General features: G+C 74.3%; 10 protein-coding genes. All 10 read right to left on the reverse strand.

Annotation, left to right across the window (positions count from 1 at the left end; translation table 11 throughout):
- Positions 1 to 96: 96 nt before the first annotated feature.
- The 10 genes from ACFUEL_RS04830 to ACFUEL_RS04875 all read right to left on the reverse strand — a co-directional run bounded on the left by ACFUEL_RS04830 (position 97) and on the right by ACFUEL_RS04875 (position 10,253).
- Entirely contained in the window at positions 97 to 450 is a 354-nt protein-coding gene (locus tag ACFUEL_RS04830) for a cytidine deaminase (RefSeq protein WP_380234552.1), read from the reverse strand.
- Between the two features lie 169 nt (positions 451 to 619).
- Positions 620 to 1,159: a DUF4383 domain-containing protein gene (locus ACFUEL_RS04835; protein ID WP_380234553.1), complete on the reverse strand. Its 540-nt coding sequence runs from the start codon at positions 1,157 to 1,159 to the stop codon at positions 620 to 622.
- Positions 1,156 to 1,398 carry a hypothetical protein gene (locus ACFUEL_RS04840; RefSeq protein ID WP_380234554.1) on the reverse strand — a complete coding sequence of 81 codons (243 nt, stop codon included), beginning with the start codon at positions 1,396 to 1,398 and terminating at the stop codon, positions 1,156 to 1,158. Before ACFUEL_RS04840 ends, ACFUEL_RS04835 begins: the two co-directional genes overlap by 4 nt.
- 191 nt (positions 1,399 to 1,589) lie before the next feature.
- Positions 1,590 to 2,918, reverse strand: a complete 1,329-nt coding sequence (locus ACFUEL_RS04845) for a hemolysin family protein (protein ID WP_380234555.1) — start codon at positions 2,916 to 2,918, stop codon at positions 1,590 to 1,592.
- A 13-nt stretch (positions 2,919 to 2,931) separates the two neighbouring features.
- Positions 2,932 to 3,426: an rRNA maturation RNase YbeY gene (ybeY, locus tag ACFUEL_RS04850; protein WP_285737974.1), complete on the reverse strand. Its 495-nt coding sequence runs from the start codon at positions 3,424 to 3,426 to the stop codon at positions 2,932 to 2,934.
- Between the two features lie 14 nt (positions 3,427 to 3,440).
- Positions 3,441 to 4,544 carry a PhoH family protein gene (locus ACFUEL_RS04855; protein WP_380234556.1) on the reverse strand — a complete coding sequence of 368 codons (1,104 nt, stop codon included), beginning with the start codon at positions 4,542 to 4,544 and terminating at the stop codon, positions 3,441 to 3,443.
- A gap of 193 nt (positions 4,545 to 4,737) precedes the next feature.
- Positions 4,738 to 5,655 carry a ribonuclease Z gene (locus ACFUEL_RS04860; protein ID WP_380234557.1) on the reverse strand — a complete coding sequence of 306 codons (918 nt, stop codon included), beginning with the start codon at positions 5,653 to 5,655 and terminating at the stop codon, positions 4,738 to 4,740.
- Between the two features lie 3 nt (positions 5,656 to 5,658).
- Positions 5,659 to 6,012 carry an HIT domain-containing protein gene (locus ACFUEL_RS04865; protein WP_380234559.1) on the reverse strand — a complete coding sequence of 118 codons (354 nt, stop codon included), beginning with the start codon at positions 6,010 to 6,012 and terminating at the stop codon, positions 5,659 to 5,661.
- Between the two features lie 168 nt (positions 6,013 to 6,180).
- Positions 6,181 to 9,384 (reverse strand): PDZ domain-containing protein, encoded by a 3,204-nt coding sequence (locus ACFUEL_RS04870; RefSeq protein ID WP_380234560.1) that lies wholly within the window; start codon positions 9,382 to 9,384, stop codon positions 6,181 to 6,183.
- A gap of 125 nt (positions 9,385 to 9,509) precedes the next feature.
- Entirely contained in the window at positions 9,510 to 10,253 is a 744-nt protein-coding gene (locus ACFUEL_RS04875) for a 16S rRNA (uracil(1498)-N(3))-methyltransferase (protein WP_380234562.1), read from the reverse strand.
- Positions 10,254 to 10,264 lie beyond the last annotated feature (11 nt).

Genomic DNA, 10,264 nt, shown 5'->3' on the forward strand with positions numbered 1-10,264 from the left:
GCCCCGGCCGGTGCGATTATCGCACCCAAGGGGTGGGCGGAAAGGCCGGCGGGACTCCTTCCGGACACCCCGCCCGCCCGGGCCGCGGCCCGCCCCTCACTCCGCCGCGGCGGCCAGCTTCAGCGCCCCGTCCGGCCCGGCCAGCAGCACCGGCGTCCCGGCCCCGCCCAGGTCCCGCACGGCGGCCAGGTCGCCCGCCGCCGGGGCGTCCGCCTCGGACACCACCGCGGCCGCCTCCAGGCTCTTCGCCCCGCTCGCCACCGCCATCGCCACCGCCGTCTGCAGCGCGCTCAGCTTCAACGACTCCAGCGCCACCGTCCCGGCCACGTACGTCCGGCCGGTCTCGTCGCGCACCGCGGCCCCCTCGGCCACGCCGTTGCGGGCGCGGGCCGAGCGGGCCAGCGTGATGATCTTCTTGTCCTCGGGGTCCAGCTCGGAAATCTCGGTCATGGCCCGAGCATAGTTACCGCCCCCGGCCCGCCGGCCGCCCAGCCCGGCACCCGCCGGCGGTCCCGCCAGCCCGGCGCCCGGCAACGGTCCGCCCAACAGCGGTCCGCCCGGCAACAGTCCGCCCGGCCCGGCGCCCCGACGGCGGTCCGGACCGGGCGGCGGCCGGTGCTCAGTGCCCGGTCGGGTTGGGCGGGCCCGGCCGGAGCACCTTCACCAGGGCGGGCGGGCCGTCGGGCTGCTCGGCGGCCTTCGCGTGCCGCTCCTTCCAGTACGGGTTGTCCTGCGGCAGGTGGCTGCTGACCCGGCCGTACATGCCGAAGGTCAGCACCACGAAGCCGAAGACGAAGCTGAAGATGACGTTGGAGATGTGGAAGGCGAGCCGGTTGGCGCTGGAGTCCAGCACCATCAGGCCGACGAAGCCGGCCAGCACGAACAGCACGCCCATGGCCATGTTGATGTTCGAGGCGGTGTTGCCGCCGATCACGGCGCCCAGGATCAGGATCCCGCCGGCCACCAGCGAGAGCACGCTCAGCGCCCCGTTGCTGGACAGGCCGATCACCTCCTTGCCCGACGTGTCCAGGAAGCCCGGGTGGGCCCCGGTCAGGCCGAGGATGCCGAACACCACCAGGAACAGCCCGCACAGCCCGGCGCCGTAGCGGTAGACCGTGCCGAGCCGGTGGTCGACCGGGAGTTCGTCGTGCAGTTTCATCGGGTCCTCCCCGCGTGGTCGGACCGGAGGAACGGCACTTCGTGGAGGTAGAGCGACCCGCACTGCTGGCAGCAGTGCAGCCCGGTGCCCCAGTCCTCCTCCGGCCTGCTCTCGGCGTCCGAGACGATCTCGGCGCCGCACATGCCGTGCGAAGGGTCGACGGCACGGACCACGTGCCACCTGGCCACCCCGCCGGCCGGCCCGCTCGGGCCGTACTCCGCGCGCAGTAGATGTGCCATGTCTTCCACGGTGCGCACGCCCGGAGGGGCATCGCAAACGGGCCCCGGGACGGGGCGTCCCAACCGGCACCACCGATTGGGACGCCCCGTCCAAGGGCCCGTCGGAACAGCACGGGGGCCGGGGGGCCGGAGAGGCCCAGGAGGCACAGGAGGCCCGGGAGGCGCAGGAGGCCCTGGAAGGGCCCGGGAGGCTAGGAGGCGGCCTCCTCGGCCTGCGCCTCGCTCTCCTCCGCGACCCGCACCGGGGCGGCCACCACGGTGCCGATCCGGTTGCGGCGGCCCGCCGAGCTCTCCGCGGTCAGGCTGATCGCGGCCAGCCCGCTGCCCTCGGGCACCGGCACCTCGCAGGAGGAGCCGGGGATCGGCACCCGGCCCAGGCACTTGGCCAGCAGCCCGCCGACGGTCTCGACGTCCTCGTCGTCCAGTTCGATCCCGAACAGTTCGCCGAGGTCCTCCACGGTGAGCCGGGCGGTGATCCGGTAGGAGCCGTCGCCGAGGTCCTCGACGGGGGCGATCTCCCGGTCGTACTCGTCGGTGATCTCGCCGACGATCTCCTCCAGGATGTCCTCGATGGTGACCAGTCCGGCGGTGCCGCCGTACTCGTCGATCACGATCGCGACGTGCGAGCGCATCTGCTGCATCTCGCGCAGCAGGTCCGCGGCGGGCTTGGAGTCGGGGACGAACACCGCCGGGCGCATCACCGAGTCGACCTGGTCGGACTCGGCGTCCCGGTTGATGTGGGTGCGGCGCACCAGGTCCTTGAGGTAGACGATGCCGACCACGTCGTCCTCGTTGTCGCCGACCACCGGGATCCGCGAGAAGCCGGAGCGCAGCGCCAGCGTGAGGGTCTGCCGGACGGTCTTGTGCCGCTCGATCATCACCAGGTCGGTGCGCGGCACCATCACCTCGCGCACGATGGTGTCGCCCAGCTCGAAGACCGAGTGCACCATCCGGCGCTCCTCGTCCTCGATCAGGTCGTCCTTCTCGGCGAGGTCGACCAGGGCCCGCAGTTCGGCCTCGGAGGCGAACGGGCCCTCCTTGTACCCCTTGCCGGGCGTCAGCGCGTTGCCCAGCAGGATCAGCAGCCGCGGGATCGGCCCGAGGATCCGAGCCAGCGGCAGCAGCACGTAGGAGGCGGCGGTGACGGTGCTCAGCGGGTGCTGGCGGCCGATCGTGCGCGGGGAGACCCCGACCGCGACGAAGGACACCAGCACCATCACGCCGAACGCCACCAGCACGGCCTGCCAGGTCTGCTGGAAGCTGCGCACGCACACCACGGTGACCAGCACCGCGGCGCCCATCTCGCTGGCGACCCGGATCAGCGTCGCCAGGTTCAGGTAGCGAATGTTGTCGGAGGCCAGGGTCAGCAGCCGGTCGGAGCCGCGCCGCCCGGAGCGGACCGCCTCCTCGGCCCGGAAGCGGGACATCCGGGAGATGCCCGCCTCGGCGCACGCCGCCAGCCAGCCCAGGCCGACCAGCAGCAGCGCGCCGATCAGGAAGCTCGTACTCTCACCACTCACAGCGGGCCGGCCCTCAGTGGACGGTCGGCGCGGGCGACAGGCCGGACAGGCCGCGGCCGGCCCGCCAGTCGTCCAGGATCCGCTTCTGGAGGGCGAACATCTCGCGCTCCTCGTCGGGCTCCTCGTGGTCGTAGCCGAGCACGTGCAGCACCCCGTGGACGGTGAGCAGCTGCAGCTCCTCGTCCATCGAGTGCTTGGTGGGGGCGGCGAGGCCCTGCTGCTTCGCCACCTCGGGACAGAGCACGATGTCGCCGAGCAGGCCCTCCGGCAGGTCCTCGCCCTCCTTGCCCGGACGCAGTTCGTCCATCGGGAAGGACATCACGTCGGTCGGTCCTGGCAGGTCCATCCACTGGACGTGCAGCTCCGCCATCGACTCGCTGTCGTAGAGGATGACGGAGAGTTCGGACTGCGGATGGATCCGCATCTTGTCGAGGGCGTAGCGGGCGACGTCGAGGATGGACTCCTCGTCGACGTCCCACCCGGACTCGTTGGCGATGTCGATCGACATGGAGGGCTCAGTACTCAGCTTTCGGTGCGATGGGACTGCCGGGGCGCCCGGGCGCCCCGCCGTTGGACGGGTTTGCGGTCGCCGGACTCCTCGGCCTCCTGCCGGGCGTCCCAGCGTTCGTACGCATCCACGATGCGGCCGACCAGCTTGTGCCGCACCACGTCGGTGCTGGTCAGCACCGAGAAGTGGATGTCGGGCACGTCGGCGAGGATCTCCTGGACGACCTTGAGGCCGGAGCGGGTGCCGCCCGGCAGGTCGATCTGGCTGGTGTCGCCGGTCACGACCACCCGGGAGTTGAAGCCCAGGCGGGTCAGGAACATCTTCATCTGCTCGGGCGAGGTGTTCTGCGCCTCGTCGAGGATGATGAAGGCGTCGTTCAGGGTGCGGCCGCGCATGTACGCGAGCGGGGCCACCTCGATCGTCCCCGCCGCCATCAGCCGCGGGATCGAGTCGGGGTCCATCATGTCGTGCAGCGCGTCGTACAGCGGGCGCAGGTACGGGTCGATCTTCTCGTAGAGGGTGCCGGGCAGGAAGCCCAGCCGCTCCCCCGCCTCGACGGCCGGCCGGGTCAGGATGATCCGGTTGACCTCCTTGGCCTGCAGCGCCTGCACGGCCTTGGCCATCGCCAGGTAGGTCTTGCCGGTGCCGGCCGGGCCGAGGCCGAAGACGATGGTGTGCTTGTCGATCGCGTCGACGTAGCGCTGCTGGTTGAGCGTCTTGGGGCGGATGGTGCGGCCCCGGTTGGACAGGATGTTCGCCGTGAACACCTCGGACGGGGCCGGGTGGGCCGGGTCCTCGGCGGCACTCCTGAGCATGGTGATGGAGCGCTCCACGGCGTCCTCCGTCAGGGGTTGGCCGGTGCGCAGCACCAGCATCATCTCGGTGAAGAGCTGCTTGACGAGCGCGACCTCGGCGGGCGTGCCGGTGGCCGTCACCTCGTTTCCGCGGACGTGGATGTCGGCGCCCGGGAAGCCTTCCTCGATCACTCGCAGGAGCGAGTCGGCCGCGCCCAGCAGGGTGACCATCGGGTGCTTCTCCGGAATGACGATCCGGGTGCTGGTGGACGCCTCGTCGGGGCGCCGCTGTCCGTCGGTTCGGGTCTGCGGTGTGTCAGTCATGGGTCGGCGCTGCGGCCTGCCTCATCCCAATCCGTCGTGTCGTGTGGCTCGGGCTCTCCGGGTCACCAGGGTACGCCGCGCAGGTGTTCGCCGGAGCGGCGCGGCGGCTTCGATGGTGGGGGCTTTCGCCCCGATGTGCGAGCGGTTTTCCGGCGTACGGCCCGCGTGCGGCCCGCGTACGGCCCGGTGGCGGTCAGCGGCGCGGCGGGACGGGGATCCGCGCCAGGTCCTCGGCGACCACGATCTCGCCGTCGAAGTGCGTCCGGGCCTCCGCGAGGTGGCCGGCCAGGTCCGGGTAGCGCTGCGAGAAGTGCGTGAGCACCAGCGTGCGCACCCCGGCCGCGGCGGCCACCCGGGCGGCCTGGGCCGCGGTGAGGTGGCCGTGCTCCTCGGCGAGCCCGGCGTCCTGCTCGAGGAAGGTCGCCTCGATGGCCAACAGGTCGGCGCCCTCGGCGAGTTCGTGCACCCCGTCGCAGAGCCGGGTGTCCATCACGAAGGCGAACCGCTGGCCCGGCCGGACCTCCCCGGCCTGCTCGGCGGTGACCGTCCGGCCGTCCAGCTCGACCCGGCCCTCGCGCTGCAGCACGCCCACCGCGGGGCCGCGCAGGCCGAGTTCGCGCAGTCTGTCGGGCCGCAGCCGGAAGCCGTCCGGCTCGGTCAGCCGGTAGCCGAACGACTCCACCGGGTGGGACAGCCGCACCGCGCGGAGTTCGAACGGGGCGCCCGGCGCGTCCAGCGGGCCAGCGGCGGTGACCGGGTGCTCCCGGATCTCGGCCGTCGCGTGGTAGGCGCTGGCGTGCCGCAGCCGGTCGAAGAACTCCTGGCCGGAGGCCGGGTAGTAGGCGTCCACCGGGTGCGGCACCCGGTCCAGGTTGATCCGCTGCACGATGCCGGGCAGCCCCAGGCAGTGGTCCCCGTGGAAGTGCGACACCGCGATCCGGGTGATCCCGGTGGCGGTCACCCCGGCGTGCAGCATCTGCCGCTGGGTGCCCTCCCCGGGGTCGAACAGCAGCCCCTCGCCGTCCCAGCGCAGCAGGTACCCGTTGTGGTTGCGGTGCCTGGTCGGCACCTGGCTGGCGGTGCCGAGGACGACGAGTTCACGCTGCGACAACGCTCAGACCAGCCCCTCGGTGAGCGGCTTGCCGCCCAGCACGTGCACGTGCGCGTGGAAGACCGTCTGCCCGGCGCCCGCACCGGTGTTGAAGATCAGCCGGTACGCCTCCAGGCCCTCGCCGGCCGCCGCCCCGCCCGCCTCGGTGAGCAGCTCGGCCGCCACCTCCGGCTCGGCGGCGGCCAGTTCGGCCGCGTCGGCGTAGTGCACCCGCGGGATCACCAGCAGGTGCGTGGGCGCCTGCGGGTTGATGTCCCGGAACGTCAGCGTCCGCTCGGTCCTGCGCACCACGGTCGCCGGGATGTCCCCCGACACGATCTTGCAGAACACACAGTCCGCCTGCGGCTCGCCGGCCATCTCCCGCGCTCCTCACCTGAACCCGATCACTGGTGCCACGACCTTACAGCCGCCGGAGCACCGTGATCCGGCAGATCCGCCAGCACCCGCACCACCCGCGCCGCCGCCACCCGCCGCCACCCGCCGTCGCCCCGGCCGCCCCGGCCGCCCCGGTCGCCCCCGCCGGGGTCAGTCCAGCGCGGGCGCGGTCCTGGCCGGGGTGCGGTCCAGGGTCTCCAGGGCCAGCCGGACGGCGGTCTCCAGCTGGGGGTCGCGCCCGGCCGCCCAGTCGTGCGGGGCGATCGGCACCTCGACGTCGGGGGTGACGCCCCGGTTCTCCAGGTGCCAGCCGTAACCCTCCACCCAGTACGAGTACTTGGGCTGGGTGACCAGCGTCCCGTCGACCAGCGTGTACCTGCTGTCGATGCCGATGACGCCGCCCCAGGTGCGGGTGCCGACCACCGGGCCGATGCCGAGGGCCTGGATCGCGGCGTTGACGATGTCGCCGTCGGAGCCGGAGAACTCGTTGGCCAGCGCCACCACCGGGCCGCGCGGGGCGTCGCCGGGGTACGGCTCGGGGTGGAGCAGGTCGCGGCCGTGGTTCCAGCCGACGATCCGGCGGGCCAGCTTCTCCACGACCAGCTGGGAGGTGTGGCCGCCGCGGTTCTCCCGCAGGTCGAGGACGACGCCCTCCAGGGACATCTCGAACCGCAGGTCGCGGTGGAGCTGCGCCCAGCCCGCGCTCTGCATGTCGGGGACGTGCAGGTAGCCGAGCCGCCCGCCGGACAGCTCGCGGACGGCGGCCCGCCGCCCGGCCACCCAGTCGTGGTAGCGCAGCGCCTCCTCGTCGTCGAGCGGCACCACCACCGGGTGCCGCTCGCCGCCGTCCTTGCCGCTGACGGTGAGCTCGACCGGCTGGTCGGCGGTGCCGGCCAGCAGCGGGGCCGGGCCGGTGACCGGGTCGACCGGGCGGCCGTTGACCGCCAGGATCGCGTCCCCGGGGCGGATCGCCGCCCCGGGGGCGGCCAGCGGGGAGCGGGCCCGCGGGTCGGAGGACTCGCCGGGCAGCACCCGGGCCACCCGCCACACCTCGCCGTCGCGCACCAGGTCCGCGCCGAGCAGGCCCTGCTGCCGGGCCGGTTCGGTGCCCCGGCCGGGCGGCAGCACGTACGCGTGCGAGGTGCCGAGCTCGCCGACCGTCTCCCACAGCAGGTCGACCAGGTCGGAGTGGCTGCCGACCCGCTCCACCAGCGGCCGGTAGCGGGCCAGCACGCCCGCCCAGTCGACGCCGGACAGGTCGGCGCGCCAGAAGTTGTCCCGCATCAGGCGGCCGTTCTCGTCGAACATCTGCCGCCACTCGACGGCCGGGTCGACGGTGACCCGGACCCGGTCCAGGCCGACGTCGCCCTCCTCGTCCTCCCCGGCCTTCTGGTCGGCGGGCACGATCCGCAACGAACCGCCGTCGAGCACCGCCAGCCGGGCGCCGTCGCCGCTGACCGCGAACGCGTCGACGCCGGTGAGCAGTTCCTCCGCCCTGCGCTTGGCCAGGTCGAACCGCTCCAGCGCGGTGCGGGCCGGCTCGTCGTCCAACGAGGCCGCGCTGTCGCCGAGTTCACCGCCGAACGGGTACCTGGTCCACAGCACCCCGTCCTTGGCGGCCCGCAGCACGCCGAACCGCCCGGCCTCCACCGGGAACGGCACGATCCGGTCGGCGATGCCCTCCAGGTCGACCCGGGTGCTCGGCACCGCCGCGGCGTCCTTCTCGCCGTCCTTGGCGTCCTCCTCCTCGCCGCCCACCGGCCGCCCGCCGCGCCGCGGACCGAACGGCGACGGGGTCTCGGCGGCCAGCGTCAGCAGGTACGGGCGGGTGCCGCCGGGGAAGGACAGGTCGAAGGCGTGCTGGTCGTACACCGGGTCGAAGCTGCGCACCGAGAGGAACGCCAGGTGCTTGCCGTCCGCGGTGAAGGCCGGCGAGTAGTCGTGGAAGCGCTGCGGGGTGGCCTCGTTGACGGTGCGCGAGGTCAGGTCGGCCAGCATGATCTGCCGCAGCGACCACGGGCCGAGCACCGGCTGCGACCAGGCCAGCCACGCCGAGTCCGGGCTGAACACCAGCCCGGAGACCTCGCCGTCGCCGCTGCGCGCCAGCTCGTTCACCGCGCCGTCGCTGAGCGCCACCAGCAGCACCCGGCCGTCGTGCGAGGCCACCGCCACCTGCTTGCCGTCCGGCGAGACCACCAGCGCGCGCACCCGCCCGAGCTGCCCGACCGCCAGCCGCCGGCGCTCCGCGCCCAGCACCGCCGGGGCGTGCACCAGCGCGTCCTCGCCCTCGGCGTCGGTGACCCACACCGCGCCCTGCGCGCCGTCCTCGCCGGGCACCACCCGGGCCAGCCGGGCCCGGGCGCCCGGCGTCTCGTCCAGCACCCGGGCCGGGCCCTCCCGGTGGGTCACCCAGTGCACGGTGCCGCGCACCACCACGGCCGCGGCCCGGCCGGTGCGGTCCGGGGCGGCGGACTCCACCTGCCCGGCGGCGGAGGTCGGGTGCGGCAGGCGGCGGGTGCCCGGCCCGGCCGGCCGCACGTCCAGCCGGCGCGGCTCGGCGCCGTCCAGGTCGTCCAGCAGCCACAGCTCGCCCGCGCTCTGCCAGACCACCCGGGTGCCGTCGGTGGACGCCTGCCGGGCGTAGAAGCCGCTGTCCGCCGGGCCGTGCGCCCGCAGGTCGGAGCCGTCCGGGAGGCTGGAGTACAACCGCCCGGTGCCCTCGTGGTCGGACAGGAACGCGACCCGCTCGCCGACCCACATCGGGCACTCCAACTGCCCGTCCAGGTCGGCGTGCAGGCGCTCGAACGTGCCCGCCCCGATCCACAGCTTCCCGGCCCGGCCGCCCCGGTAGCGCTTCCAGTGCGCGGCCTCCCGGTTGTGCGTGCCCAGCAGCACCCGCCCGCCGGTCGCCCCCTCCGGCACCGGCTCGAACGCCAGCGACCCGACCGGTCCGTACGGCAGCCGCGACGGCTCCCCGCCGTCCAGCGGCAACGCGAACGCCCAGGTCCGCCGGATCGTCTCCTGCCCCGCGGTGGTGATCGCCACCGGCCGCCCGTCCGGGCTCCACCCCACCAGCGCGGTGAACGGGCTCCCCCAGTACGTCAGCCGCCGCGGCGCGCCGCCCTCTACCGCCCCGACGTGCACCTCCGGCGCCCCGTCCCGGGTGGACGCCCAGGCCAGCGACTTCCCGTCCGGCGAGAACCGCACCCCGCCCACCGGCGCCCGGTCCGCCGTCACCCGCCAGGCCCGCCCGCCCTCCACGGGCGCCAACCAGACGTCGTCCTCGGCGACGAAGGCCACCAGGCCGCCGTGCAAGTGGGGGTGCCGCAAGTACCCGCGCGTAGATTCGGTCATCCCGCCAGCGTAGGACGCCGGGCCCGCGATCCGTCAGAAAACTGCTGCGCCATGGCGAAACCACCGGACGAAACCGGGGAGCACCCCCGGAGGGCGGACCCGGGGGCGCGGGAACCGCGCCTCCGCTACCCCCAGCGCCCCGTGCGGCCGAGCAGCAGCGCGCCGGCCGCGACGCCCGCCGTGGAGGTGCGCAGGACGGAGGGGCCGAGGCGGTGCGGTGCGGCGCCGGCCTCCGCGAAGGCGGCGATCTCGTCCGGGGAGACGCCCCCCTCGGGCCCGACCACCAGGACGATCTCGCCGGCGGCGGGCAGCGCCGCGGTGGCCAGCGGCAGCGACCCCTCCTCGTGCAGGACGGCCGCGAAGTCCGCGGCGGCGAGCAGCGGCAGCAGTTGCCGGGTGGTCACCGCGTCCCGGACTTCGGGGAAGCGCAGCCGCCGGGACTGCTTGCCGGCCTCGCGGGCGGTGGCCCGCCACTTGGCGAGGGCCTTGGCGCCGCGTTCGCCCTTCCACTGGGTGATGCAGCGGGAGGCGGCCCAGGGGACGATCACGTCGACGCCGGCCTCGGTCATGGTCTCGACGGCGAGTTCGCCGCGGTCGCCCTTGGGGAGCGCCTGGACGACGGTGATCCGGGGCGCGGGGGCGGGTTCCTCGCGGACGGCGCCGACCAGCACGTCGAGGGCGTCCTTGCCGTGCAGCGCGGCGACGGTGCCGTCAGCGCCGCGGCCGCGGCCGTCGGCGAGGGTGAGCGCCTCGCCGGGCTCCAGGCGCTTGACGGCGACGGCGTGCCGGCCCTCGGGGCCGTCGAGGCGGACGGTCGTGCCGGGGGCGGCCCCCGCCAGGTCGTCGACGACGAACACGGGTGCGGTCATCGGTGCAGCGG

The sequence above is a fragment of the Kitasatospora sp. NPDC057198 genome (genome assembly GCF_042670125.1).
In the GTDB taxonomy this organism is placed as follows: domain Bacteria; phylum Actinomycetota; class Actinomycetes; order Streptomycetales; family Streptomycetaceae; genus Kitasatospora.

Excerpts from the sequence above, each read along its gene's own strand:
- ACFUEL_RS04830 (WP_380234552.1), bottom strand. The coding sequence starts at position 450 with ATGACCGAGATTTCCGAGCTGGACCCCGAGGACAAGAAGATCATCACG.
- ACFUEL_RS04835 (WP_380234553.1), bottom strand. The coding sequence starts at position 1,159 with ATGAAACTGCACGACGAACTCCCGGTCGACCACCGGCTCGGCACGGTC.
- ACFUEL_RS04840 (WP_380234554.1), bottom strand. The coding sequence starts at position 1,398 with ATGGCACATCTACTGCGCGCGGAGTACGGCCCGAGCGGGCCGGCCGGC.
- ybeY (WP_285737974.1), bottom strand. The coding sequence starts at position 3,426 with ATGTCGATCGACATCGCCAACGAGTCCGGGTGGGACGTCGACGAGGAG.
- ACFUEL_RS04855 (WP_380234556.1), bottom strand. The coding sequence starts at position 4,544 with ATGACTGACACACCGCAGACCCGAACCGACGGACAGCGGCGCCCCGAC.
- ACFUEL_RS04865 (WP_380234559.1), bottom strand. The coding sequence starts at position 6,012 with ATGGCCGGCGAGCCGCAGGCGGACTGTGTGTTCTGCAAGATCGTGTCG.
- ACFUEL_RS04870 (WP_380234560.1), bottom strand. The coding sequence starts at position 9,384 with ATGACCGAATCTACGCGCGGGTACTTGCGGCACCCCCACTTGCACGGC.
- ACFUEL_RS04875 (WP_380234562.1), bottom strand. The coding sequence starts at position 10,253 with ATGACCGCACCCGTGTTCGTCGTCGACGACCTGGCGGGGGCCGCCCCC.